General features: G+C 65.5%; 24 protein-coding genes and 1 pseudogene. 10 read left to right on the top strand and 15 right to left on the bottom strand.

All coding sequences use genetic code 11. The features are described from left to right. Positions 1-66: 66 nt before the first annotated feature. Both AYK61_RS08755 and AYK61_RS08760 read right to left on the bottom strand, forming a co-directional pair. On the bottom strand, positions 67-795 hold the full coding sequence (locus AYK61_RS08755) for an EAL domain-containing protein (protein WP_259467971.1): 729 nt from the start codon (positions 793-795) through the stop codon (positions 67-69). Next, complete coding sequence (locus tag AYK61_RS08760) at positions 792-2,048, bottom strand: CdaR family transcriptional regulator (RefSeq protein WP_147458300.1); 1,257 nt, start codon at positions 2,046-2,048, stop codon at positions 792-794. Before AYK61_RS08760 ends, AYK61_RS08755 begins: the two co-directional genes overlap by 4 nt. 353 nt (positions 2,049-2,401) lie before the next feature. Between AYK61_RS08760 and AYK61_RS08770 the strand changes: the two genes are divergently transcribed. Beyond that, positions 2,402-3,589 (top strand): triacylglycerol lipase, encoded by a 1,188-nt coding sequence (locus tag AYK61_RS08770; protein ID WP_121870518.1) that lies wholly within the window; start codon positions 2,402-2,404, stop codon positions 3,587-3,589. Between the two features lie 99 nt (positions 3,590-3,688). Here AYK61_RS08770 and AYK61_RS08775 read toward each other — a convergent pair whose 3' ends face one another. From AYK61_RS08775 to AYK61_RS08790, 5 genes are all read right to left on the bottom strand, one after another. Beyond that, the gene (locus AYK61_RS08775) at positions 3,689-4,510 is read right to left on the bottom strand and encodes a glycosyltransferase family 2 protein (protein ID WP_121870519.1); all 822 of its coding nucleotides are present in this window, start codon (positions 4,508-4,510) and stop codon (positions 3,689-3,691) included. Then, complete coding sequence (locus AYK61_RS27760) at positions 4,507-4,959, bottom strand: glycosyltransferase (RefSeq protein ID WP_259467972.1); 453 nt, start codon at positions 4,957-4,959, stop codon at positions 4,507-4,509. The genes AYK61_RS08775 and AYK61_RS27760 overlap by 4 nt, the downstream gene beginning before the upstream one ends. A gap of 169 nt (positions 4,960-5,128) precedes the next feature. Beyond that, entirely contained in the window at positions 5,129-5,515 is a 387-nt protein-coding gene (locus AYK61_RS27765; RefSeq protein WP_259467973.1) for a hypothetical protein, read from the bottom strand. Then, positions 5,512-6,621, bottom strand: coding sequence for a glycosyltransferase (locus AYK61_RS08785; RefSeq protein ID WP_121870520.1), 1,110 nt, complete (start codon positions 6,619-6,621; stop codon positions 5,512-5,514). Before AYK61_RS08785 ends, AYK61_RS27765 begins: the two co-directional genes overlap by 4 nt. Continuing rightward, positions 6,618-7,706 (bottom strand): glycosyltransferase family 1 protein, encoded by a 1,089-nt coding sequence (locus tag AYK61_RS08790; RefSeq protein WP_121870521.1) that lies wholly within the window; start codon positions 7,704-7,706, stop codon positions 6,618-6,620. Before AYK61_RS08790 ends, AYK61_RS08785 begins: the two co-directional genes overlap by 4 nt. A 168-nt stretch (positions 7,707-7,874) precedes the next feature. Between AYK61_RS08790 and AYK61_RS08795 the strand changes: the two genes are divergently transcribed. From AYK61_RS08795 to AYK61_RS08810, 4 genes are all read left to right on the top strand, one after another. Then, positions 7,875-8,810, top strand: a complete 936-nt coding sequence (locus AYK61_RS08795) for a WcbI family polysaccharide biosynthesis putative acetyltransferase (protein WP_259467974.1) — start codon at positions 7,875-7,877, stop codon at positions 8,808-8,810. Next, positions 8,807-11,128: a glycosyltransferase gene (locus AYK61_RS27770; protein WP_259467975.1), complete on the top strand. Its 2,322-nt coding sequence runs from the start codon at positions 8,807-8,809 to the stop codon at positions 11,126-11,128. Before AYK61_RS08795 ends, AYK61_RS27770 begins: the two co-directional genes overlap by 4 nt. Before the next feature lie 85 nt (positions 11,129-11,213). Further along, positions 11,214-11,444 (top strand): hypothetical protein, encoded by a 231-nt coding sequence (locus AYK61_RS08805; protein ID WP_237669098.1) that lies wholly within the window; start codon positions 11,214-11,216, stop codon positions 11,442-11,444. Between the two features lie 13 nt (positions 11,445-11,457). Further along, a complete protein-coding gene (locus tag AYK61_RS08810; protein WP_147458301.1) occupies positions 11,458-12,282 on the top strand; it encodes a CDP-alcohol phosphatidyltransferase family protein in 825 nt (274 codons plus the stop codon). On the opposite strand, the gene AYK61_RS08815 is transcribed toward AYK61_RS08810, so the two are convergent. Both AYK61_RS08815 and AYK61_RS08820 read right to left on the bottom strand, forming a co-directional pair. Beyond that, positions 12,230-13,066, bottom strand: coding sequence for a YihY/virulence factor BrkB family protein (locus AYK61_RS08815; protein ID WP_121870524.1), 837 nt, complete (start codon positions 13,064-13,066; stop codon positions 12,230-12,232). The genes AYK61_RS08810 and AYK61_RS08815 overlap by 53 nt on opposite strands. Before the next feature lie 39 nt (positions 13,067-13,105). Further along, positions 13,106-13,498 (bottom strand): OsmC family protein, encoded by a 393-nt coding sequence (locus tag AYK61_RS08820; protein ID WP_121870525.1) that lies wholly within the window; start codon positions 13,496-13,498, stop codon positions 13,106-13,108. 213 nt (positions 13,499-13,711) lie between these two features. Here AYK61_RS08820 and AYK61_RS08825 point away from each other — a divergent pair, with 213 nt between their 5' ends. Further along, the gene (locus AYK61_RS08825) at positions 13,712-14,665 is read left to right on the top strand and encodes a ferritin-like domain-containing protein (RefSeq protein ID WP_121870526.1); all 954 of its coding nucleotides are present in this window, start codon (positions 13,712-13,714) and stop codon (positions 14,663-14,665) included. Positions 14,666-14,744: 79 nt separating this feature from the next. Here the strand turns inward: AYK61_RS08825 and AYK61_RS08830 are convergent. Next, positions 14,745-15,927 (bottom strand): annotated as a pseudogene (locus AYK61_RS08830) (zinc-dependent alcohol dehydrogenase). Between the two features lie 124 nt (positions 15,928-16,051). Here AYK61_RS08830 and AYK61_RS08835 point away from each other — a divergent pair. Further along, complete coding sequence (locus tag AYK61_RS08835) at positions 16,052-17,059, top strand: iron-containing redox enzyme family protein (RefSeq protein ID WP_121870527.1); 1,008 nt, start codon at positions 16,052-16,054, stop codon at positions 17,057-17,059. Here AYK61_RS08835 and AYK61_RS08840 read toward each other — a convergent pair. Next, a complete protein-coding gene (locus AYK61_RS08840) occupies positions 17,041-17,205 on the bottom strand; it encodes a CDGSH iron-sulfur domain-containing protein (protein ID WP_121872582.1) in 165 nt (54 codons plus the stop codon). The genes AYK61_RS08835 and AYK61_RS08840 overlap by 19 nt on opposite strands. Positions 17,206-17,251: 46 nt before the next feature. Beyond that, positions 17,252-17,938, bottom strand: coding sequence for a HemK2/MTQ2 family protein methyltransferase (locus AYK61_RS08845; RefSeq protein ID WP_121870528.1), 687 nt, complete (start codon positions 17,936-17,938; stop codon positions 17,252-17,254). A gap of 202 nt (positions 17,939-18,140) precedes the next feature. On the opposite strand from AYK61_RS08845, the gene AYK61_RS08850 reads away from it, so the two are divergent. Next, entirely contained in the window at positions 18,141-18,563 is a 423-nt protein-coding gene (locus AYK61_RS08850; protein ID WP_147458302.1) for a hypothetical protein, read from the top strand. Positions 18,564-18,613: 50 nt separating this feature from the next. Beyond that, entirely contained in the window at positions 18,614-19,813 is a 1,200-nt protein-coding gene (locus AYK61_RS08855; RefSeq protein ID WP_121870530.1) for an NAD(P)/FAD-dependent oxidoreductase, read from the top strand. On the opposite strand, the gene glsA is transcribed toward AYK61_RS08855, so the two are convergent. Next, positions 19,769-21,016 (bottom strand): glutaminase A, encoded by a 1,248-nt coding sequence (gene glsA, locus AYK61_RS08860; RefSeq protein WP_121870531.1) that lies wholly within the window; start codon positions 21,014-21,016, stop codon positions 19,769-19,771. The two genes, AYK61_RS08855 and glsA, sit on opposite strands and share 45 nt — an antisense overlap. Positions 21,017-21,145: 129 nt before the next feature. Here glsA and AYK61_RS08865 point away from each other — a divergent pair, with 129 nt between their 5' ends. Next, complete coding sequence (locus AYK61_RS08865) at positions 21,146-22,129, top strand: fumarylacetoacetate hydrolase family protein (protein ID WP_121870532.1); 984 nt, start codon at positions 21,146-21,148, stop codon at positions 22,127-22,129. 4 nt (positions 22,130-22,133) lie between these two features. On the opposite strand, the gene AYK61_RS27775 is transcribed toward AYK61_RS08865, so the two are convergent. Both AYK61_RS27775 and katG read right to left on the bottom strand, forming a co-directional pair. Continuing rightward, positions 22,134-22,268 carry a hypothetical protein gene (locus tag AYK61_RS27775; RefSeq protein ID WP_254923937.1) on the bottom strand — a complete coding sequence of 45 codons (135 nt, stop codon included), beginning with the start codon at positions 22,266-22,268 and terminating at the stop codon, positions 22,134-22,136. Positions 22,269-22,419: 151 nt separating this feature from the next. Further along, the gene (gene katG, locus AYK61_RS08875; protein ID WP_259468174.1) at positions 22,420-24,600 is read right to left on the bottom strand and encodes a catalase/peroxidase HPI; all 2,181 of its coding nucleotides are present in this window, start codon (positions 24,598-24,600) and stop codon (positions 22,420-22,422) included. Positions 24,601-24,642: the final 42 nt, after the last annotated feature.

A 24,642-nucleotide genomic window follows, 5' to 3' on the forward strand; every position in this document is an offset into this window, starting at 1 on the left:
TATCGAAACCCCGCACCCAGGCCCCGGCTGTCGAAGGTGCGGGGTTTCTTCGTTGCCTGCCACCGATCAGATCTGCGGATTCGGCAGCGGCAACGGACGGCCGAACATCCAGCCTTGGCCGAGGGTTGCTCCCAGGGACCTGGCGCGACGCAAATGTCTGCGGGTTTCGATTCCTTCTGCCAGCAGAACGGCATCGCTCGTGCGGACGTAGGCCCGCACCTGCCGCACCGCGGCGCGTGACCGATACGGGGACCGGATGATCGACGCGTCGAGTTTGACGATGTCCGGCGCGACGGCGGCCAACAATTCCAATGTTGCAGGCGTGGCACCGACGTCGTCCATGGCCACCGACATACCGCGAGCGCGGGCTCCTCGAACCAGGGCCATCAGCAACGGGACGTTTCGGTCGAGGTCTCGCTCGGTGATCTCGAGGACGACGTCGAGGTCGTCACCGATCGCATCGAGGTGGCTGTCGACGTCGCGTTCGTCGACGAAGCAGCCCGGCTCGATGTTGAGAAAGAAGCGCACCCGACGCGAATACGCACGCTCGCGCGCCGCCCGCAGCGCGGCGGCGCGACATGCGACGTCGACGCGACCCACCATCCCGCGCTCTCGGGCCAGCGCGAACACGTCCTCGGGAACGGCCAGGCTCGGCGACGGCCACCTGGCCAGAGCCTCGTATCCGACGACCACCCCGGTGGCCAGTTCGACGACGGGCTGAAACAGAGCAGCGACGGACTCCACCGAATCGAGCGCCGCCGATGCTGCGAACACCGCGCCGTCCGGCGCGGTCACAGTGATCGCTCGTCCACCGGAACGCGACGGGCTTCGAGGCGGTCGGCGATCAGAGCAGCATGCAGTCTTCGCAGTCCGGACGGCTTCATCGGATCGAGTCCGGTGAGCTGCTCCACCCTCTTCAAGCGGTAGTCGACGGTGTTGGGATGCACCGTCAGCCAGGTGGCCGTCTTCTTTCGGTTGGAGTCCGAGTCGACGAATGCTTGCAGCGTCGGCAACAGGTCGACCGAATCGCGCAGCGGATCGATCAGTGTCACAAGATGTTTGCGCCCCAGGCCCGGCCTGCTCACCTGGTACTCGAACACGAGATCCGAAATTCGGTATGTCCCGGGCGCGTACCGGAGCCGCCGCACGAGACCGAGCAGCTCGTACAGGTGGGGCGCGGTCGTGGCGATGTCGTCGATCGCGGCCGACCCGGTCGTCGCGGTCACCGCCACCTGACCCGCGTCGGCCAGACGATCGACCAGTTCCCCGATGTCGACACCGGGAACATCGGGCAGTAGGACGGTTCCGCCGGTGGGACTGATCGAGGCGATGGGCAGGCACTCCGCGTCGAACGTCGCCAACGCTGTGTGGATTCTTCGCAGCTTCCGAGCCGCCATCATTGCGGCGTCGATCCGTCGGCCCCCTTCGTCGGCGTGGGCCGGAAAGTGCAGGGCCACAACGTGATAGTCCTCGGCGAGCAGCGTACCCATCCGATCGGCGATCTTGCGAGCCGTGCCGTCACCGGTGAGCAGCGCATCGAGCAGTTCCACGTCGTGACGGGGACCGTTCTGCGTCAGCGTCCGGAATTCGGTCAGGTAGGCATCGGACACGGCCGCGGTGACGACGTCCAACAGTTCCATCACCAGTACGGTTCCGTCGACGAGCCGATCGTCGGCACCCTCGCCGACCGATCGCGGTGCCTGTTGTACAGCCAGTGCGCAGCCCTCGTTGACGGCATGTTGAATACGGCCGAGCGGTACACCGTCACGGGCCCACCGGGTTGCCGCATCGCGAAAGACGTCCATGGCACCGGGTATCGGCAGCCGACCGGATTCGAGGACTCCGGTCGCCAGTTCGCAGCACGTCGTCGTCATGTCGTCGAGCTCACCGCGGGCGCACTCGCGCGGCGGTGGTGTGTCCTCGGGTTCACCGAAGTACTGATCCAGCATGCGTGCGGCAGTCTCTCTCGGCGTCCGCAGACGGTCGGAGGCCCGTCGCCCGCTGACGTACTCCTCCTGCGACACGTGCACGCTCTCTGCTGCCGTCAACCCGACCCCACCCCTCGAACTCGAAACCTACTTCAGGTTTGTTTTCCTGCCGGACTGCCATCTCGAAAGATCGCTCGGTCTCGACGTCGCGCGCATGCATCCGTACCGATCGAAACCGGGCGAGAAGCAGACACACGAACAGTAGAACAACAACCAAACCCGTGGATTGTTTTTCCGAATATATCCGGCAGTCCATCCAGATTCGGGACCCGAGAACTCAGTTGTGACGTTCTCTCACATATGACGCGTCGGTTACAGGCAGATTCCAAACGCCTGGCAGGAGAGCACAAACGACCGAAATCCGCGCTTACTGTTCCGCCTTGTCCAACAACCCTCGTCGAAAGTCAGGCTCCATGACCACTTCTCGGTCCACCTTCCGCACAACGCGGAAGGCAACGACGGTGCGCGCTGCGATGATCGCGGCAATGGCGTGCTCACTTACCCTCGGTACCGGTGTTGCAGCGCAGGCACAGCCCGCCACCACGCCCGCTCCGCCTGCCACCGTGCAGGGCGACACGGTTGTTCCGCCCGGCCCGACCGAGGCATCACCCAAGGCCGCAGACCAGGGTATCGCCCAGCCGAGCATCGAATCCGCCGCTCCCGCCACCATCACCTACGACCCACGGACCGAGACCACGGGTTACGGACCGGAGCAGAAGAACTTCCTGGCCGGATTCCTCTACAGCATCGTCAACCCCAACGTCGCTCCTCAGGGTGCCAACGACTGGAACTGCAAGCCGTCGGCAGCGCATCCGCGCCCGGTCGTGCTGCTGCACGGCACCTGGGAGAACGCCTACAACAACTTCGCGCGGATGTCGCCTGCGCTGAAGAAGGAGGGCTACTGCATCTTCGCGCTGAACTACGGTGACAAGGACTCGAGCATCGTCGGCAACCTCGAGTCGCTGCGCGGCACGGCATCGGTTGCGTCGAGCGCGAAGGAGATCGCGACCTACATCGACGCGGTGCGCGCCGCCACCGGGTCCGCTCAGGTCGACATCGTCGGCCATTCCCAGGGTGGACTCGTGACCCGCCAGTACCTGCGCTTCGAGGGCGGAGCCAATCCGGCCGACCCGACGCAGAACAAGGTGAACACCGTCGTCAGCGTCGCCGGATCGAACCACGGCACCACACTCGTCGGTATCGGCACCCTGGGTCGCACGATCAACAACCTGGGCCTGAACGTGCTCGGCGTCGTCGGAGCCATCGCCGGACCCGCTGCCTCGGACCAGGTAATCGACTCGGACTTGGTCAAGGGATTGGCAGTGGGCGGTGACACCGACCCCGGCATCAAGTACACCGTGATCGGCACCAAGTACGACGAGGTCGTCACCCCGTACAAGACGACGTTCCTCACCGCAGGCCCCGGTGCCACGGTCAACAACGTCACCCTGCAGAACGGTTGCGAGATCGATCTGTCGGATCACCTGTCGATCTCGGTCTCGCCTCGCGCGATCGGCATCGTGAAGAATGCACTGGATCCGAAGGGCTTCCCCACGAGGTCGATCCCGTGCGCATTCAACGCGCCCATCACCGGCGGCTAGTCACCGGCGGGTAGCAATCGGCAAGGCTTCACCTCGGTGAGGGCGATCGGCATCGACGCCGGTCGCCCTCACTGCTGTGCGGGCGCCACCTCGTCCATCTCACGAAACGACGCGGCGAATCCCGGAGCCGTCGAACTCGACGAGGCCGCGAGCGGCGAAGGCGTCGAGCCAGCCGATCATCGGCCACCGACCCCATCGATCGAAGAACGTGCGCGCGTTGGCGACGATGTCGTCGAGATGTTCCACCGGAGGATCGGAGACCGGATGGAACTGGTGGTAGGCGTGCGCCCCACCGACCCACCGCAACCCCATGCCCGACGCCTCCGCGGTGGCAGCGAAATCGGTGTCCTCACCGCCGTAGCCGGTGTAGTCCTCGCAGAAACCGCCGAGTGCGGTCCAGGTCGCTGCCCCGACCGCGAAGGACAGCGACCAGAACAGATCGAAGTTGTCTCCGTGCTCGACGGCGCCGACCGGTGGGTTCGGCCGCGCCGGATGCGGCGCGGTCAGCAACGTCAGAGCCTCGCCCTCGGCACCGATGTCCTTCTCTTTCAGATAGGTCACCGGACCGCAGAGCAGCGATCGCCCGTTGCCGGGCAGCGTTGCCGCACAGCGGTAGTGCTCGACCATCTCCGGGCCGGGGATGCAGTCCACGTCCAGGAACACCAGCAACTCCGCGCCGCGATCGAGTGCCGCGGCCGCGCCCAGATTACGGGCGCTCGCCAGCGGGAGTGGGTGCTGCGCGGGCATCTCGATGCACGTCGCTGCGGATCCCGATCGAGCGAGTACGTCGACTATCGCGTCGTCGCCCATGGACACGACGATGTGGTCGACCTGTTCCTCGGGGCTGCCTCGCAGACCGCGCACCTGAGCGGCCAGGTGCTCGTGTCGACCGGACACCACGGTGACGACGACGATCTTCACTGTCGCACCGTCCGAGGGGCGGCCTGCTCGATCGCCCTGGCGGCGCGGGCGGGCGCACCCTCGGTACGCAAAGCCGACCACCGACGGCCACCGATCTCGAGGGCACGGTTCGCCGCAGCGTGCCACCGCGCGACGGACGGCCACGTATCGAGCACCTCGGCAACCGACCCGTGGGCCAGGGCTCGTCCGGTGGCCGACTGCTCGCCGAAGGGTCGAGCCTGCGGTACCACGATGGCGGGCGCGCCCGACGCGGCTACGTCGGCGACGGCGTTCTGACCGGCGTGCGTGACGACGAGTGCTGCCGAACACAACACCGGCCACACGTCGTCCACCCAGTCGCCGCCTGCGACGCCGAGCGCGCGGAACTCGAATCGGGCGTCCACCGCCGACCACGAGTCCACCAGGTCTCGGGTCAACTCCGTGCCACCGGCGGCACCCAGAACCACCACTGTCGGATCGGCGTCGGCAGTGACTCGCTCCCGTTCGGCGAATCGGCTGATGGAGCCTGCGTAGGTGGTCTTCTCCGCGAAGGGACGCAGCCACGTCGGATCGTAGATCTCGCGTGACCACGGTGCGACGATGTGGGTCGCTGCCCGATAGGCGAGGTTGTGGATCGGATCATCCCGCCCCCCCGGGTATTGCCATCACGATCACGCGAACACCCATGAGCCGCAGGAACATCGCTACTTCGACCGATACGTCGACCACCACTGCCCGCGGCCGCTCGCGCGCCACCCACTCCGCGATGATCGCCATCCGCTCGGTCAGACCGTCCACGTCGTGAGGCGCCCAGTGCAGCATCCCTCCCGCCGAACTGTCCTCCGCCGCATCGCCTTCCACGGAATCGTCGACGTCGAGGGGAAGCGAGATCCACTCGGTCGCCGCATGCGCTGCCGGTCGAGCGCGCGAGGACAGCACCGTCATCGGCTCGCCCATCGACCGTGCGATGGCGTCGGAACGCGTGATGTGACCGACCCCGTGGTGGTGCGCGTAGTACCCGATCATGCGATCGCGAGCCGGTCGTCGAGCTTCTCGACGTGCGCGTCCAGGGTCGAGTGGTACAGCGCCTCGTACTCGTCCACCATCCGGTCCATCGAGCACACCTGCTCCGCCCGCGCCCGGACGTCGGGCCTGCGCAGCGCTGCCGCCGCGGGGATCGCTGCGGCGAGGCCGTGTACGTCGTCGGCCGCCACCAGTACTCCCGACGAGGCGTCGACGATCTCCGGTATGCCGCCCCTGGCGAACGCGGCGACGGGAGTGCCGCAGGCCAGTGCTTCCGCCACCACCAGGCCGTACGGCTCGGACCAGACCGGCGAGACGAGCGCTACCTCGGCACCGGCCACCAACGCCGCCAGGGCGGGCTGATCGAGGTGTCCGACGTAGCGGATGTTCTCGTCGAGCATCGGTTCGACGAACTCGTGGAAGTACTCGAGATTGCTCAGCGGTCCGGCGATGCGCAGCGAGCGGCCTGCTTCCTTCGCCGCCGCAATGGCCAGGTGCAGCCCCTTCTCCGGAACCACCCGACCCGACCACACCACGTAGTCACCGCCGGTGCCGAACGGCCACTCCTCCAATGAGATTCCGTTGCGAATGACGACGGTTCCGGCGGTGACATCGGCCCACTGCGAGGCGGCGAACTCGCTGACCGCGGCAAATGTGTTGGCACCGGAAGGGGCCAGCGCAACTGCGGACTCGAGCCACGCGAACGGCGGTGTGTGCAGTGTCGTCACCATCGGTACCGACAGCGTCGCCGACATCGCCAGCGGCAGGTAGTGCAGGCTGTGGTTGTGCACGATGTCGAAGGACCGAGACAGCGTCCCGGCAAGTTCCAGCATCACGGCCAGATACGCGTGATGCTCGCGGATCGCGGTTGGTGTGATCGCCACGTCGGCGATGGAGATCGGACTCAGATCCAACGTTCGGACCGGCAGCAGCGTTGCATCCAGGTCGACGCTCGATCCGTCTGCAGCGAACAGACTCACCTGATGCCCACGCTGGGTGAGCGCGCGCACCAGGTTGTAGACGTGTGCCTCCAGACCGCCGGCGAAGGGCTGTGCCACCGGAAAACTCGACGACGCCAGCACCGCGATGCGAAGTGGGTTCTCGTTCAACGCATCTCCTTTGTCACTGCTGAGTAGATCGCGGCATGAGTTGCGGCGATTCGTTGTCGTTGCTCCGCGCGAACGCCCGGTTCGACCGCCGGCGTTCGATCGGCGTGCGATGCCTGTACGGCAGCAACGAGGGTGGCGGGATCGAACGAATCGATACCCATTCGGAAACTGTGCACCCGGGCCTGATCTGCGTAGAAGCCGCAGTCGGACGCGACGACGGAGGTCCCGAGATCGCGGCAGGCCTCGAGCCAGCCCGAGTGTGTTCCGAAACGATACGGCAGCACCGAAACATCGATCGACGACAGATAGTCCCACAGCGCGTCGTCGTCGAAACGTTCGTGCACCCGCACGTCGACATCGGGAAAACTCGTGTAGTCCAGCAACTTTGCGCCGACCGTCGGGCTGTACCAATGACTGGAGGACTCGAACACGTCCTCGTCGATGTCCAACCGGACGGTGGCGTCGGGTAGCGATCGTGCGGCCTCGACCACCGCATCCATCACAGCCAACGGATCCATGTTGGACCGCAGGTTCTTGGCGTTGACGCCGATGACGAACGAGTCCGACACCGGGCGCGGGTGTGCCATCCGCTCGAGCGGCACGACGTGCGGATGGTCCACCACCGTTGCCTCCACGCCCCACCGATCGTGAATCCAGGCAGCAGCTCCCGCGGTGAGAGTGATGACGGCGGCGGCCGCGCGAACAAGTACGTCCAGCTGTCGCAGATGATCGGCGTTGTTCGCGACATGGGGATTGTGCAGGTCGTGGACCGTCAGCACCAACGGCTGCCGGTGGGCGCGCAGATGGTCGACGGTACGGGTGAGCTCGTCCGGGGCGAAGGACTCGAAACCGAAATGCACGTGTAGAACATCGAAGTGCACGTCGGTCTGCTCGGCGAGCCACCGAGCATCGAGCAGTCGTGGGGGCCACCACTGGCCGGGTACGTCGACACGGACAGGGGCCGGATCGGGTAGCACCATCACCGCCGACGGGTCTGCCGACGCCGCGCGTGCGGAGTCGCCGACGACGGGTTGCAGGTGTCGGACATAGGCGTGCGAGGACGGAACCGATGCAACGCGAATCATGAATTCCTTCGAGTACAGGCAGGTGGATCGTGCCTGGTCCCGACACGCGATACGTAGCCAGTACCCAGTTGCACCCGGGTTCAATCGGGGTTGGCGAAGCCCGTCCACCGGGTCTACGTTGACGAGAGAATGGTCCAACACGAACGAGCACACGACGTCGGGGCAAGCATGGACGGTCGCACCCGCCACTACGGCGACTTCTACGCAACAGCACACGAGCCGGTTCGCTCCGCCGATGACAGACCCCTTCTGCTCGTCTGGGGAAATTGCCAGGCCGAGGCGCTGCGCATCCTCCTCGATTCCGATCCGGACATGCCGCTGCGGACGGTGCGCATCCCTCCTGTGCACGAACTCGAATCCTCGGACCTGCCTCACATCGACCGCCTCGTGCGCCAGGCGTCGGTGCTGCTCACCCAGCCGGTTCGAGCCGGCTACCGGTCACTGCCGCTGGGGGTGTCCGACCTCGCCGAAGCTCTCGCGCCCGACGCCACCGTCATCCGATGGCCGGTGCTCAGATACGCGGGGTTGCACCCCTTCCAGGTCATCGTTCGCCACCCGAGCGACCCCGCGGCCGTCCCGAACATGGTGCCGTACCACGACTTACGCACTGTTCTCGCCGCCCATCGCGGCCTCGGCAGCGAGACGGACTGGGACATACCGGTCTCCGAGGACGGTCTGCGACAGGCAGCCGAAGCGAGCCTCGACGAGTTGCGCCGACGCGAACGCCGGGACACCGACATCGTTGCGTCCGACCTGTTCCGAGATGCCGGAAGCAACGCCACCCACACGATCAACCATGCGACCAATCCGGTGCTCGGCGCTCTCGCGCAGCGAATACTCGATTATCTGGATACCGGTAGCACGGTGCGGGACCCGGGACGCGAATTGCTCGGAGGTGTTCGCGCGCCCGTCGAGGGACGAGTACTGAAAGCACTTGGCCTGCACGGTGATCCGCGGCCGAACTGGTCTGTCGACGGCGCTGAATTGTCGCCGGATTCCGTTCACCGCGCTCACCTGCAGTGGTACGCAGTTCGTCCCGAATTCGTCGGTGCGGCGCTCGAACGTCACGCCGAGCTGATCCGAACCCTGGAGCTGGCACCGTGACCGGGTCGATACATCATCTGGTGATGGGGCCGGTCGAGCACGGCGTCGTCCGCTGCGCACGCGAATTGGCCTCCGCAACAGCGAGTCCGGTGATCTCCGATCTCGAGCATCTTCCCCTCGACACTGCGATCCACGTGCACTTCACCGACCGGTTGTTCGGCCGCACTGCACAGGAGGCAGCGGATGCCTTCGTCACCTTCGCGCAGCGGCACCGCGCACCGATCACCCTCACGGTGCACGATGTCCCGCAGGCATCCGACGGCCACGCATTCGAGGCGCGTACGCACTGCTATCGACGGGTGATCGACTGCGCGGCGACGGTGGTGGTCTCCAGCATGCACGAGCGACTGCTGCTCGAGGACGTCCTGGACCGTCGGCACGACGTTCGGGTGATCCCTCTTCCGATCGGACGTGCTGCGGCGCGGACCGCAGACCCCGTCGCCCCGCGGAGAGTCGTCGGTGTACTCGGATTCGTCTATCCGGGTAAGGGGCACGAGGAGGTACTCGGTGCCGTGACATCGCTGGACGCCGACGTCGACGTTCTCTCGATCGGGTCCGCGTCACCGGGCCACGAATCCATGATCGGCGAACTCAGCTCTGCTGCAGAGCAACTCGGTCGATCGTTCACCTCGACCGGTTTCGTTCCCGATGCCGAGCTGGACGAGATCCTGAGGTCGGTCGCGATTCCCGTCGCATTCCACCGACACGTATCGGCATCGGGTTCGATCAATTCCTGGATCGCGGCGGGCCGTCGACCACTCGTCCCGCGCGGTCGGTACGTGGAGGAGATGGAGGCCAACTCCCCCGGCGCGCTGTGGATTCACGAGAATTCGGTCGAAGGCCTCGCCGCTGCGATGGCGGAGGCTCTACGCCATCCCGACAGGACTTGGCAGAAGGACGACGTGGTCACCTACCCCACACTCGAGCAGGCAGCCGCGCTGTACCGCGCATTGTTCGACGAACGGTGCGCGACAGCGGCGAAGGAGCTACCCGACGGCCGATGGGTGGTACCGGGCAATCGGTGGGATCTCGCCCCGCCTGTCGATCGCAACCCGCGAGTGTCCGTGGTGATCCCGTACTTTCGCCAGCAGCGTCAGCTGGAGTTCGTACTCACCGCGCTGACACTGCAGAGCTACCCGGCAACCCTGCTCCAGGTGATCGTGGCAGACGACGGCTCGCCCGACGCACCGGACGTCGATGCCTTTCGGTCCGCTCTCGACATCACCGTCGTTCGACAGGAGGATCTCGGCTTTCGCGCGGCGGCTGCACGCAATCTCGGCGCATCGGCCGCCGACGGGGAGATTCTGTGTTTTCTGGACGCGGACACCGTCCCCGAGCCCGAGTACATCGCGGAATCGGTACGGCTGACCGGAGCAGTTCCTGATGCCCTCACCGTGGGTCGGCGACGCCACGCCGATCTGACGGGCTGGTCCGCCGAGGACGTGGCCGAGTGGTTCGGCGGCGGATCGTCCGCACCGCCGGAATTGTCGGAGCCGGGGTGGCTTCGGGACGGGTACGTCCGCTCGCGCGATCTGCTCGATGCCGATCGGCGTTCGTACCGGTACATCATCAGCGCCGTCATGTCGTGCAGCCGTCAGCTGTTCTGCGAGATCGGTGGATTCGACGAGACCTTCGTCGGATACGGCGGAGAGGACTGGGATTTCGCGCATCGCGCCTATGACGCCGGTGCCGTCCTGGCCCACCTGCCCCGTGCGGTCGCCTGGCACGACGGACCCGAATGGGCCGAGCGGACGGGCGGGGATCGCGAACGCAAGAATCTCGAAGCCCTGATGCTGTCCTCGCGTATCACCGACCCCGCGGCTCGCACTCACGGCCTCGTCTACGCGGTGCCCGAGATCGTCGTGGTCGTCGATTCCACCGGACACAGCTCGGCCTCGCTGCTCGCCACGGTCGGATCCGTTCTGCGCGAGCGAGATTGTGCGGTGTGGATAGACGGTCCGGACGCGGTGTCGTTGCGAGAGCAGTGGGGCGACGTCGACCCACGCATTCATCTGGGTCGGCCCGACAACACCGGCCGCAGCCACATCGTCGTGCACGTGCGCGGACTCGTACTGTTCGGAGAGCACGCTCTGCGGCGAATGCTGGCAACCGGTGCCGATCGCATGACCGTGGACGTCGGCGGCAGCGGTGTCGTCGAGTGTCGCAGTTCGCGTTCGAGTGCGCGTGCGGCGCGGTGGGCCGATGCGCTCGGTCGTGATCCGCTCGACGTTGCCGAGGATCTCTTCGGGCACATGCACCGCACGGCCGTCGAATTCGGGATCTCGACCGGTGAACATCAACCGAATCTGTCCTGGTGACGGGGAATACGACGCGGCGGCCACTGATGGAAGAATGGATGTCCGCGCTCGTCGGGGACGACGTAACAGCAAGGTCGGGTGAATTGTGAACAGAACGCTGTATTCGATGATCTGGATGATGGCGATCATCGCCTTGATTGCATTGATCTGGGGCACAGTCGGTTACGTGTACGCCGACGAACATCCGTTGCGCCGTGCGGCGTTCGTGGGCGGCGGAGTGTTGATCTCGGGATGGCTGATCGTGTTCGCTGCCGTGGGTATCAAGATCTCGCGTCTGAAAGCGCGCCGGAGAGCGAGCAACTCCGACGACGACTGACGACTCGGCCGGGGTGCGGATTGAGAACGCCATGGACGGGTACTCCGCTTCGAAGTCTCGACGCGCGATCGCCGGTCACCTGCTCGTCGAGTTCCTCTCAGTCAGTGCCGAGCAAGGGTTCTCGATGGTCAATCAGCGCAGTACGTCGAAGCAGCACGGTATGTCGGTACAACCGGCGACTCGTGAAGAGTATCTGTCGACGTGGTCGACGCTGCACAACGGCATCGATCCTTCCTCGTCTGCGCTGGTCTCGGGTTGGCTTCGCGTCGTGTATTCGCTGAGCGCGCCGCTGGTTCGCGCGTCCGTCTCCGCCCACACCGTCACCCTCACCGCCGTGGTCGTGGCAGGGGCGGCGGTGGCGCTGTCGCGACCCGGCACCTCGGCACCGTTGATCGCAGCCGTGCTGATCGTGATCTCCGGCCTGCTCGACGGTATCGACGGCGGTGTCGCGATGATCGGCCGGTCCCAATCCCAGTGGGGGTACCTGCTCGATACCGTCGCCGATCGCTGCAGCGACCTGCTGCTGCTGGCGAGCGGTCTCGCTCTGGGAGCCCCGATGCCGCTCGTCGTCGCGGTCGGGGTGGTGACGTTGCTGCACGAGATGGCACGTGCTCGCGCGGTGGGTTCCGGCATCGAGGATGTCGGCTTCCTGACAATATGGGAACGTCCTTCGCGGGTGATCGCTGCTGCGGTCACGGCGACGGTTGCCGGTGCCGCTCCGGCTGCTGCCGGAACATCGGCGACCATCGGAATGTCGGTGACGTGCGCGCTCGCGGTCGTCGGGTTCAGCCAGTTGATGTTCGGGTTGCATCGTCGGGCCGATCGAAATCGGCGGTGACCAGCCAGCCGGCGAGGGCCAGCACATGGAACACGAACATCCACAACATGATTGCGACCCCGCCGCCGATCGCGGTGAGGCCTCCGAACGGCGCACCCAGGTCCACCGGTATCGCCAGGAACAAGATGAATCCGTGTACGAATCCGGTGACGATGGACGAGGTGACGAGTGATCCGACGATCAACGCCCGCCAGCCCACCGCACGTGGCGCAATCACGCGATAGGTCCAGGCCAGGGGGACCGACAGGATCACCCACAGGCAGTTGAAGCCGAGGAATACACGCAGCGCCATGGCACCGACTCCGCCGCCCCCGGTCGATGCGTCGAGCAACCGCGCAACGCAGAGGACCCCCGCCAGCAAGACCGGTGCGGCGGCGAAGAACGGCACCATCGCCAACCGACCCCGCCAACCGGTGAACGATTCTCTGGTCGGAGCGAAGCGCACGATCGCCCGGCGCAGACCCTCCCCGTAGAAGGTTGCGGGGAAGATGGCGATCAGGACACCGATCGGGCCGAGTTCGACTCCGGCCGTGGCCAATCCATCCACCGCCGCGCGAGCGCCGAGGGCGTCGGGCAACAACGCCGACATGGCGTCGAATCCGCCGCGTACCCAGTCCGCCGACACCAACAGAGTGCAGGCGCGGATGGTCAGGAGCAGCAGCGGCACCACAGCGATGACGGCATAGAAGGTCAGGCCGCCCGCGATCAGGGTGGTGTCCTCGCGGGCGAACCCGGCTTTGATCGCGCCGACTGCCCGCGTTGCCCTGGTACGTATCGAGGTCATCTCGCGCGGGCACAGAGGGACACGCCGACCGTCACCGCGTCACTCAAGGGTGATGTCCACTCCGTCGATGACCTTGAGAAACGGGCAGATCGAGGTTGCCTGCGCCAACACTGCTTCGGCGTCATCGGTGCCGGGAAGAGATACCGCGAGGGCGAACCTCGCGTCGTAGCCGGATGCGTCCGAGTCGGTGAGTACGACGGTGCCCTTCACCGCCAGTTCGTCGACGCTACCTCCGACGGTTCCGAGCGCGATTCGCAGAGATTCGACCAAGCAGCTAGACAATGCGGCGGCCATCAGCTGTTCCGGGTTGGTGTGCTCCCCCGGCCCACCGAGTTGCTTCGGTTCGCGTACACCGAGGGACAGAACCCCGTCGTCGGAGGTGACTCCCGTCGCGGTGGCAGAGACAGTTGCGGTGTACAGCTCGGTGTTCATCGATGTCGGATGTCCAGTCGGCAGCCGATCGAAACCGCCGGGGTTCGTGCGCCCGAGACGAAACCGAAAGGTACGTGTCGATCTTCACACATCGGACACATCAGTTTGACCGAACCTACCGACGGGTAACGCTGCTGTCAGGGCCGAGCATCACGCTGTGACCCACAGGCATCGGCCAGAGAAAATCGACCACCCAACCGAAAGGGGAGCACCATGAGCACATCCACGTTGATCGCACAGTTGCGCATTGCACTGCAGCTGACCAATACCGAGATCCAGATCGCGGAAACTCGCGTCGTTCAGGCGCGCACCGAGGCGGTACGCAGGGAGTTGACTCAGAACGCCGCAAACGGCCGCGAGCGCGCGGCAGCCATCGAAGAAGCCCTTCGCGGACTCGGCGGACTGCCCGAACTCGTCGCACCGTTCCTGGGGCGCACACTCGCTGCCGTCAAGACGGTCGCGGAGCAGGCGCAGCCGTTCGACGAGGCCCTGCTGGGCGATCTCGCCCTCGAGCAGCAGCTGCTGGGCCGCGCCAAGTACATCAAGGCACTGGCCACGGCAGCGAACGAGCCCACCGTCGTCGCACTGGCGACCCGGCTGGCCACGGCGCACAGCGCAACGGTGGAATGGCTCGAGACGGTGCTCGCGGAAGACGCCCTCGGCGGACCCGCAGCGCTGCGTCGTACTCCGTTCCAGGCCGCCGCAGGCACCGCGGTCAAGATCGTCAACGCTCCGGCAACGTGGTCGGCTCGCAATCTCGACCGTGCACTGGACGCAGCTCGCGCCACCCCGGACCGCCTCGCCGCACTTCTCGGCCGCGGCGCTCACGCCGGTGACGTGGCAGTCAAGACGCTGACGGCAAGCCGCGATGCAGCACTCGAGGCAGCCGAGGACGTCACCCGTAGCGAGGGAGTCGATACCGTCGCCGACGCGATCCACACCGCACGATCGGCCGGCGGAACCCTCGACGCCGACGAGCTGCCGATCGCCGACTACGACGACCTGAACGTCTCGGACGCCGTCGCCGCCATCAAGGACCTCACGAACCCGACCGACGTTCGCACCGTCGTGACGTACGAAGAGGCACACAAGAACCGCCACGGAGTCGTGTCCGCAGGACAGACACGCGTGGCAGCAATCGCCAAGGATGTCATCTCCATCGACTGATGTAGCTTGATCGACCCTTCTGCGAATACCGATGCGGCCCGTGAACTTCCGGGCCGCATCGCTGTATTCGAAGCACACGCTAGGGCTTCAGTAGCACCTTGATGGCACCGTCCTGCTTCTTCTGGAAGATCTCGTATGCATGCGGAGCCTCCTCGATCGAGAGCTCGTGCGTGGCGAACGAATCGACGCCGAGAGGATCGTCGTCGCCGAGCAACGGCATGATGTCGTCGACCCACTTCTTGATGTTCGCCTGCCCCATGCGGAGCTGAATCTGCTTGTCGAACATGGTCATCAGCGGCAGCGGATCGGCCATGCCGCCGTACACCCCGATGATCGAGATGGTTCCGCCGCGGCGGACGATGTCGATTGCCGAGTACAGCGCGCCGAGTCGATCGACACCGGCCTTCTGCATCATCGGCGCGGCCACGGCGTCCGGGAGCATTCCGACGATCTGCTGTGCGAGTTTGCCGACCGGAGATCCGTGTGCCTCCATGCCCACCGCATCGATGACCGAGTCCGTGGCCCCGGCCGTCGGTCATCTCGCGGATGACGTCGCCGACGCCACCGCTGTGCTCGGCCAGGTTCACCGTCTCGATTCCCCGTGCCGCGGCGCGGGCGAGTCGCTCGGGTACGAGGTCGACGGCGATCACTCGCGCGCCTTTGTGCTGTGCGATGCGCGCTGCCATGTCTCCGATGGGCCCGAGGCCGAGGACGGTCACCGATCCCCCGTCGGGAATTGCCGCGTATTCGACCGACTGCCATGCGGTGGGCAACACATCGGAGAGGTACACGAATCGCGAATCCGGCGGGCCCTCCGGCACTTTGATGTGCGTGAACTGTGCCTGCGGGACGCGAAGGTACTCGGCCTGACCGCCGGGGACCTGACCGTAGAGCTTGGAGAAGCCGAACAGTGCTGCGCCCATTCCCTGTTCGCGAACCTGGGTGGTCTCGCACTGGGTGTACAGGCTCGAATTGCACATGTAGCAGTGCCCGCAGGAGATCTGGAACGGAATGACCACTCGGTCTCCGACTGCCAAATCCCCTGTCTGCGAGCCGACTTCCTCGACGATGCCCATCGGCTCGTGGCCGAGGATGTCACCTTCGTCCATGAAGGCACCGAGTGTTTCGTACAGATGCAGGTCCGAACCGCAGATATTGGTGGTCGTGATCTTCACGATCGCGTCCGTCGGCAGTTCTATCCGCGGATCGGGAACGGTGTCCACGCTGACTTTCCTCTTGCCTTGCCAGGTCACTGCGCGCATGTGGTCCTTCCGATGGAACGACTCCGAAGTTCGATGTCGTGCACTGCGCATTGCCTGTCGTGACAGGTCACAAACACGCAGGCCGTCAGTGGTTGGTACCGGCCGGCAACGGGTAGCCACCACTATGACCGCGTTGTTCTCAGTCGACCCGTCCACCGCTCGCTCTCCCGCACTGCCCACCCCCTGTGGGCCGATCTCCGAGGCCGTCACTCGGTCCCTGACCGCAGGTGAGCCCAACGGGACTGCAATCGTGGCGACGCCGACCGAGGTCGATCCCACGTCACGAGACGTGCAACTGTCGCTTCTGATCTGTTACGAACTGCACTACCGCGGGTTCGAAGGTGTCTCCGACGCCTGGGAGTGGGACCCCGAACTCCTCCGACTACGAGCAGCGCTCGAGTCTGCGTTTCTGACGTACGTACGCGAGAACGTGGAACCCGGCACCGACGCGGTGGCCGAGATGGACGCGCTGTCCGTCGAGGCGACCTCGGGAACCGGCCCGTCGTGGTTCCTGCGCGACGAGGGGTCATGGGAGCAGATGTGCGAGTACTTCGTGCACCGCTCCGTCTATCACCTCAAGGAAGCCGATCCGCACGCCTGGGCCATCCCCCGGTTGACAGGTCAGACCAAAGCTTCTTATGTGGCAGTCGAATTCGATGAGTACGGCGGCGGCAAAGGCGATCGCCTGCACCAGCATCTGTGGGCCGAATCGATGGTGGCCGCAAATCTCGATGCGTCGTACCTCGGCTACGTCGATCGCGTCCCGGCGCAGACCTTGGCCTGGGTCAATCTCATGTCCTTGTTCGGTTTGCACCGAGGACTGCGCGGTGCCACCGTTGGCCACCTGGCGGCAACCGAGATCACCTCGTCGCCCGGCTCCCAGCGCTACGTGCAGGGACTGCAAAGGCTCGATGCCCCTGCTGCATGCATTGCGTTCTACGCCGAGCACGTCGAGGCCGACGCCGTACACGAGCAGGTGCTGCGTCACGATGTGGTCGGCACTCTTCTTCGCCACGAGCCCGAACTCGAGGCAGATGTGGTGTTCGGAATGCGTGCACTGGACTTCGTCGAGAACGAACTCGCCGACCACGTGATGAAGCGATGGTCTGCCGGTCAGTCCTCGTTGGACTGAGAAGGTCGTTTCTTCGCGCGGTGGCTCGTGTCGCACAGTGGATAGTTCTTGCTACGCCGACACGTGCACACCGCGACGACGAAGCGATCCGATTCCACTCGCGTACCGTCGTCGAGTTCGATGTTCACCGGTCCGTCGATCAGCATCGGTCCGCCGCGCACGATTCTCACCGTTGTGCGCGCAGATGCCGAGTCATCGCCTGTCGCCACGAACAACCACCAACTCCTCTGTTCGACGACCCGGAGCCAGTACTCCACGAGCTTCGAGCCACTGTGCGCGACGGTGCATCACGGGCCCGAAATCGATGGTGCGCCTGCTGACCTCCGTCACCGACAATCCGTTGTCGGACAGCATGCCCACGGTGCGTCGAGGTCCGGAGAACTCCGAGTGGACGACGAGCAGCACCCCGCCGGGAGCCAGCAAGGAGGCAGCGGCTCGGCAGAGTGGATCGAGCACCATCCGGCCGTCCTCGCCTGCGTCCCAGGCTCGGTGCAGCCCCATTCCGGTCGGCATCATCTCGGACGGAACGTACGGTGGATTGCAGAGCACCACGTCGAACGATTCGAGTTCGGCCGCCTCTGCCAAGGATCCCACTCTGACGTCCACCTCGACCCCTACCGAGCGCGCGTTGCGCTGGGCGCAGTCCACTGCGCGGGGCGCGATGTCGAACGCCACCACCTCACGCGCGCCCAACAGTGCAGCGGTGATGGCAACAGCACCACTTCCGGTGCACATGTCCAGTACTCGCGCGCCGGGAACGATGCCCGTCGTGGCGGCGATGTCGCACAGCAGAAGCGAATCCTCCTGCGGTTCGTACACTCCGGGATCGGCGTGCACGGAGGTCAGGGTTCGAACGTAATCGGATTCGGCTGTCGTCATCGGCGTGCCTCCCACGGTGTAGCGATCGTTCTCGTATTCCCGTCGGACCCGCAGTCAAACCCGTTGCCGTTTCGAGGCTTACGAACACCCCACCCCGGGTAGTCCATCCAAGCGTGGTTGAGGAGTAGCCCGCAATCCCCGTATGTCGACTGTCGACTCCCCGTGCGCCGGGCGAGGAGTTCGGCTGCTCAGGAGTGTGTTCATGATCGTCGTACCGTCCATTTCGTCCCCGCTCGTGGAAGTGATTCCGTCACTGATCGACTCGCAGAGCCTCGTCAGCGAGATGACTCTGTCGGTCGACGAGAGCGCAGGCGCCGACATCGTCGTACGAGTGATCGGCACGATCGGAGACTCGGACGTCCCTGTTCTGACCGAAACCCTCGGTGAGGCCGCCGAGCGCGGGCGAGCGTTGATCCTCGACCTGTCGTCGGTGGCAGGCGTCGCCGCAGGTGTCCACTCCGTGCTCGACGCCACCGCCATCCGACTGGGACGCTGGAATCAGCGGCTCGCCGTGGTGCTTTCACCGGCTCTGCAGCAGTCCGGCATCGACCTCGTACCGGAACGCGTAGAGGTGCGTTCATCGACGACCGAGTCCGTGATCGCGCCGACAGCAGACACCCGGTGATCCGTTCGGTGACGGCGAGGGCACCCGTCGATGCGCGAAAGGTGTTGTAAGTGACCACCCCGAACACGACCTACGACGTGCTCGTCGTCGGCGGAGGCAACGCAGGCATCAGCGCGGCAGCGCGACTGCTGAAGAAGGGCATCTCCGACGTCGCGGTCATCGAGCCCAAGCAGGTGCACACCTATCGCCCACTGCTGTCGTACGTGGGCTCCGGTCAGGCGGCGCTGACCGAGGCCGAGCGTACCCAGCGTTCGGTGATTCCGACCGGATGCGTCTGGCTCGAAGACTCGGCGGTTGCGATCGACCCGGTGAATCGTCTGGTGCGATGTGCCTCGGGCGCGGAATACGGCTACCGCGACCTGGTGCTCGGTCAGGGCCTCGTCGTCGACACCGACGCGCTGCCCGGAGTGCGGGCTGCGCTCCGATCCCCCACTGTCACCAGCAATTACCTCGACCGAGCCGAACGCACCTGGCAACTGGTACGCGATCTACCCGCCCACAGCAGTGCGGTGTTCACCGTGCCGCGCCCACCGGTCGGCTGCACCGGCACCACGCTCAAGCCGTTGTTCCTCGCCGCAGACCACTGGACCCGCACCGGCCGCATGCCGGGAATCGACATCACGCTGGTGGTGGATCGACCTCGACTGATGGGTGTGCCGGAGCTCGACGCCATCGTCGTCGGGCGACTACGCGAGCTCGGCGTGCGAATCCTCGCCCGCACCGCGGTGACGGCACTGCACCCGGAGAGCGGACACATCACCGTCACGGACCACGACGGCGTCGACGAGCGCATCGGCTACGACATGCTGCACCTCGTACCGCCGTTCCGCGGTCCGACGTGGCTGGAGGAATCGAACCTGACCGGTTCTGCGCCGCACGGTGTCGTCGACATCGACGGCAAAACTCTGCGCCACCGGGTGTATCCGGAGGTCTGGGCCGCGGGTGACGGCGCAGCCATCGACACCGACTCCTCGGGTGGCGCACTGCGCAAGCAGATTTCGATTCTCGTCGACAATCTGATCGCAGCGCGCAGCGGGCAACCGTTGTCGGAGTACGACGGCTACACCGTCGCCCCCATCGCGGTCGGCGCACACAGCTTGATCGCCGCCGAGTTCGACCGCACCGGAACCCTGACGCCGTCGCTGCCGTCGTTCCTCGATCCGCTGAAGCCGAGGCGCGCCGCCTGGGCGTTCGACCGATACGGGCTACCGCTGTCCTACTGGAACATGATTCTCGCCGGCCGACTCTGACCCGTCGGGCGACTCCATGAACCCGTCGGGGTCGTGGACGACGACCCGGTGACCGTCGTCCTCCAGGGCGCGAAACGCATCGCGCAAGAGCCGTCGAGCCGCGCCGTCGATTGCACGTACCTCGCTGAAGTCGACCTTTGTGCAAGTGTTTTCACCGAAACCGTCGACCAACCGAGCCGTGACCGCCTCTGCACCCGCGAACCGAAGATCGCCCTGCAGCTCCACGGTGGCCACGCCGTCCTCCTCGGTCACGCTACGGATCGCCGATTCACCGCTGGGCGCGACATGCATCATGTGCAGACCCAGATCGCGCGACAGCCTCTCGAACACCGCCACCCCACGCACACTGTTGCCGTGCTCGTTCAGCCTCGGCGACAGCACGGCAATCCCCACCTGACCCGGCAATACACCGATGACCGCCCCGGCAACCCCGCTCTTGGCGGGTATCCCCACGGTCGCGAGCCAACTGCCACTGCCGTCGTACATTCCACAGGTCGCCATGACCGCCAGTACGTGGCGATCGATCGCCGGGTCGAGTACCTGTTCGCCCGTCTGGGGATCTTTCCCGCCGTTCGCCAGCACCGCGGCGATCCGGGCCAGGTCGTTGCAGGTCACGGTCACCGCGCACTGCCGGGCATAACCGTCGACGACATCGGCGGGCTCGGCTCCGAGGTGGCCGACCGACTTCAGTAAGTGTGCGATCGCGGTGTTCCGGTCGTCGGATTCCAGTTCGGCCTCGTACACCTGACGGTCGACGGAGAGTTCGCGGCCGGCCATCCTGCTCAGAAGGTCCGTCATCCGCCCCGCCCGCTCTTCGCTCCCGTGGCCTCGAATCATCGAATGCACCGCCAGTGCACCGGCATTGATCAACGGGTTCCGCGGCCGTCCGGTCTCCGCTTCCAGGGATATCTCGTTGAACGAGTCGCCCGACGGTTCGACGTCGACGGCCTCGAGCACCGCTTCGATGCCGTTGTCCTCGATGGCGAGCGCATACGCGAGCGCTTTGGCTATCGATTGGATCGAGAATTCGGTGTCGGTATCGCCCGCTCCGTGCAGCGAACCCCCGACGGTGGCCAGGGCGACTGCAAACGTGTCGGGATCCGCCGAGGCCACCACCGGGTTGCCCTCGGTCACCGTCCCGCCGTCGAACGCTCGACAGTCCTCCAACACGGAAGCCAGGTATTCGGGAACAGGCGATCTCATGTGTCCACGCTAGTCCTCGACGAGGAGGTCTTGACACCACAGCTGTGCTGCCGTTTACACTCCTGGTTCCTCAACCGTTGTGGAGCCCCCTCACGCGAAGATCGGATTCCTCAAGTGCGATTGCGACGCATGATCGCTGCCGACTCGGCAGATCGTCTGGCCGTGTACGCACCCGAGTCGGGGGCGTGGGTCGATCTCGACGCCGCCGTGTCGACGCTGGGTGCCGACGAAGCCCTACGCCCGCTCACCCGCACTGTGCTCGGGTTTCTCGATGCCGGCGAACGCGCGCGCGACGCGGCGTCGGCAGTGGTGCAGCGTGCGGTGTCCGAGGGAGTCGCGGTGATCGAGCGACCGGCACCGACGCTGCCGGTGATCCCGGCGTCGCTTCGCTGCTTCCTCGGCTGGGAGGCACACTGGGATCTGGCTGCGCACAACCTGGTTCGCCGCAACCTCCCGAAAGCCGTCCCCTTCATCCGCAGTTTCGAAGCCGTCACTCGATCGACGTTTCCTGCGCTCCGTCCTGGGCCGGGATTCGACGACCATCCGGTCTACTACACCGGCAATCACCTCACCGTCGTCGCCGACGAAGCTCCGGTCGAGTGGCCGTCCTACAGCCGGGTACTGGATTTCGAGCTCGAGTTCGGAGCCGTGGTGACCAGGCCCGTCCGCGACGTATCCGAGCGAGAGGCCACCGCTGCGATCGGCGGGTACGTGGTGTTCGACGACATCAGTGCCCGCGACACCCAATGGGAGGAGCAGCGCCGCACCCCGTTCGGCCCGGTGGTCAAGACCAAGACCTTCGCCAGCTCCATGGGAGCCGACATCGTCACCGCCGACGAGGTGGTGCCGCATCTGGACTCGTTGACGGCCAGCGTCACGGTCAACGACGAAGTGTGGTCGACGACCGGCACCGCAGGCATGCGGTACTCGGTCGGCGAATCGCTCGCGTACGCCTGTCGCGGCGAAAACGTCTACCCCGGTGAGCTGTTGACCTCCGGCACGCTCCCACGCGGTTGCGGCCTGGAACTCGACCGCTGGATCGCCCCGGGCGATCGCGTCGAACTGAGCATCGAACGAATCGGTTCGGTCACCAATACGATCGGGACTCGCTGACGATTCAGCGCTCGATGTCGGACTTGTCGGTGGAGGCATCCTGGAACATCTCCAGGAACGACCCGAACCCGGATGCTCCCTTGCGTGATTCGTCCATGTTGTGATCGACGGCTCCTGCCGCCCCCTCGTCGTGTGTCATGTCTTGTAGCTTGCCGCTCGCAAATTGCAGCGAGTCAGGGACCGAGGACACGAATTGGCAACGAAAGGTAACGGACCGATAACGACGAACTCGAAGCTATGGATGGATCGAGCACGGTTTCCATCCATAACTTCGAGTTCGGTAGAGAAAATCAGGCCAGCTCGAACCGATCGAGCATCATGACCTTGTCCCAGGCAGCGACGAAGTCCGCAACGAACTTGTCCTTTGCATCGTCGCAGGCGTAAACCTCTGCGAGAGCACGCAATTCGGAGTTCGATCCGAACACCAGGTCGTTGCGAGTTCCGGTCCACTTCGTCTCACCGGTCGCCGCGTCCTTGGCCTCGTAGATGCCGTCCTCCGCGGCGGGGACCCACTCGGTGCCCATGTCGAGGAGGTTGACGAAGAAGTCGTTGGTGAGCGTTCCGACCTTGTCCGTCAGGACGCCGTGCGACGAGTTTCCGAAGTTGGCTCCGAGCACACGCAGTCCGCCGACGAGCACGGTCATCTCGGGTGCGCTGAGCGACAACAGGTTCGCCCGATCGACGAGGGAGTACTCCGCCGGAAGCTTCTGGCCCTTGCCGAGGAAGTTACGGAAGCCGTCGGCCTTCGGCTCGAGATCGGAGAACGAATCGACGTCCGTCTGCTCCTGCGTCGCGTCCATGCGGCCCGGCGTGAACGGCACGCTGACACCGGACGCCTTCTCGAGTGCGGCAACGCCACCGAGAACGACGAGGTCGGCGAACGAGACCGTTCCGGAGAACGACTGCTGGATTCCCTCGAGCACACGAATGACCTGCGCGAGCTCGTCGGGCTCGTTGACCTCCCAGCCTGCCTGCGGCTGGAGGCGCAGACGGCCACCGTTGGCACCGCCGCGCTTGTCGCTGACCCGGAACGACGACGCCGCGGCCCAGGCAGCCGAAATCAGCTGATCCTGAGTCAGTTCGGAGTCGAGGATCGTCTGCTTGAGCTCGGCGATCTGAGCTTCACCGATCAGCTCGTGATCGACGGCCGGGATCGGGTCCTGCCAGATCAAGGTCTCGGACGGGACCTCGGGGCCGAGGTAGCGCGAGACGGGTCCCATGTCGCGGTGGGTGAGCTTGAACCAGGCCTTCTGGAACTCTTCTGCGAGCTCCTCGGGATGGTCGAGCCAGCGACGGGTGATCTGCTCGTAGATCGGATCGACACGCATCGCGATGTCGGAGGTCAGCATCGACGGGTGGCGACGCTTGGTGGGATCGGCGGGGTCGGGGACGAGATCCGCGCCCTCGCCGTTCTTCGGGCGCCACTGGTGCGCACCTGCGGGGCTCTTGTAGAGCTCCCACTCGAATCCGTACAGCGTCTCGAGGAAGCTGTTGTCCCACTGGGTGGGCGTGGGGGTCCAGATGACTTCGAGACCGCTGGTGATCGCGTCCGCGCCGACGCCGCTCTGGTAGCTGTTCTTCCAGCCGAGGCCCATCTGCTCGATGGGTGCGCCCTCGGGCTCGGCACCGATGTGCACGTCGGGATCCGCTGCACCGTGCGTCTTGCCGAACGTGTGCCCACCGACGGCCAGTGCCGCGGTCTCGATGTCGTTCATGGCCATCCGGCCGAAGGTCTCGCGAATGTCCAGTGCGGACTGCACCGGATCCGGGTTGCCGTTGGGGCCTTCGGGGTTGACGTAGATCAAGCCCATCTGCACTGCGGCAAGCGGGTTCTCGAGGCTCGTGCGATCACCGTCGTAGCGCTCGTCGCCGAGCCAGGTCTGCTCCGGGCCCCAGTAGACGTCCTCGTCCGGCTCCCAGGCGTCGACGCGTCCGCCGGCGAAGCCGTAGGTGGGTAGGCCCATCGATTCGATGGCGACGTTGCCGGTGAGCACGATGAGGTCCGCCCAGGAGAGCTTGCGGCCGTACTTCTGCTTGACCGGCCAGATCAGACGACGAGCCTTGTCCAGGCTGGCGTTGTCCGGCCAGCTGTTCAGGGGTGCGAAGCGCTGCATGCCCGCTCCGGCACCGCCGCGTCCGTCCTGCTTGCGGTACGTGCCCGCGGCGTGCCACGCCATGCGGATGAAGAAGGGGCCGTAGTGACCGAAGTCGGCAGGCCACCAGGGCTGCGAATTGGTCATGAGGGCTTCGATGTCGCGCTTGACCTCGGCGAGGTCGAGGGAGTTGAACTCGGCGGCATAGTCGTAATCGGCACCCATCGGGTCGCCGACGGCCGGATTCTTCTTGAGAATCTTGAGGTTCAGAGTCTTGGGCCACCACTCGCGGTTGCTGCCACCCTCGACGGGCATCGGCATCGAGTCGTGCATGACGGGACACTTGCCACCCGACTCCTGTGGCTGATCCTCGTTCATCTCTTTTTCGCGTGTTGTGTGATCTTCTGACACGTGCTTCCT

This window comes from Rhodococcus sp. SBT000017 (assembly GCF_003688915.1).
GTDB lineage: Bacteria > Actinomycetota > Actinomycetes > Mycobacteriales > Mycobacteriaceae > Rhodococcoides.

Excerpts from the sequence above, each read along its gene's own strand:
- AYK61_RS27775 (WP_254923937.1), bottom strand. The coding sequence starts at position 22,268 with ATGACACACGACGAGGGGGCGGCAGGAGCCGTCGATCACAACATGGAC.
- AYK61_RS08850 (WP_147458302.1), top strand. The coding sequence starts at position 18,141 with ATGATCGTCGTACCGTCCATTTCGTCCCCGCTCGTGGAAGTGATTCCG.
- katG (WP_259468174.1), bottom strand. The coding sequence starts at position 24,600 with ATGAACGAGGATCAGCCACAGGAGTCGGGTGGCAAGTGTCCCGTCATG.
- AYK61_RS08820 (WP_121870525.1), bottom strand. The coding sequence starts at position 13,498 with ATGAACACCGAGCTGTACACCGCAACTGTCTCTGCCACCGCGACGGGA.
- AYK61_RS08815 (WP_121870524.1), bottom strand. The coding sequence starts at position 13,066 with ATGACCTCGATACGTACCAGGGCAACGCGGGCAGTCGGCGCGATCAAA.
- AYK61_RS27765 (WP_259467973.1), bottom strand. The coding sequence starts at position 5,515 with ATGATCGGGTACTACGCGCACCACCACGGGGTCGGTCACATCACGCGT.
- AYK61_RS08770 (WP_121870518.1), top strand. The coding sequence starts at position 2,402 with ATGACCACTTCTCGGTCCACCTTCCGCACAACGCGGAAGGCAACGACG.
- AYK61_RS08840 (WP_121872582.1), bottom strand. The coding sequence starts at position 17,205 with ATGCTGATCGACGGACCGGTGAACATCGAACTCGACGACGGTACGCGA.
- AYK61_RS08790 (WP_121870521.1), bottom strand. The coding sequence starts at position 7,706 with ATGATTCGCGTTGCATCGGTTCCGTCCTCGCACGCCTATGTCCGACAC.
- AYK61_RS08835 (WP_121870527.1), top strand. The coding sequence starts at position 16,052 with ATGACCGCGTTGTTCTCAGTCGACCCGTCCACCGCTCGCTCTCCCGCA.
- glsA (WP_121870531.1), bottom strand. The coding sequence starts at position 21,016 with ATGAGATCGCCTGTTCCCGAATACCTGGCTTCCGTGTTGGAGGACTGT.
- AYK61_RS08865 (WP_121870532.1), top strand. The coding sequence starts at position 21,146 with ATGATCGCTGCCGACTCGGCAGATCGTCTGGCCGTGTACGCACCCGAG.
- AYK61_RS08825 (WP_121870526.1), top strand. The coding sequence starts at position 13,712 with ATGAGCACATCCACGTTGATCGCACAGTTGCGCATTGCACTGCAGCTG.
- AYK61_RS08845 (WP_121870528.1), bottom strand. The coding sequence starts at position 17,938 with ATGACGACAGCCGAATCCGATTACGTTCGAACCCTGACCTCCGTGCAC.
- AYK61_RS08795 (WP_259467974.1), top strand. The coding sequence starts at position 7,875 with ATGGACGGTCGCACCCGCCACTACGGCGACTTCTACGCAACAGCACAC.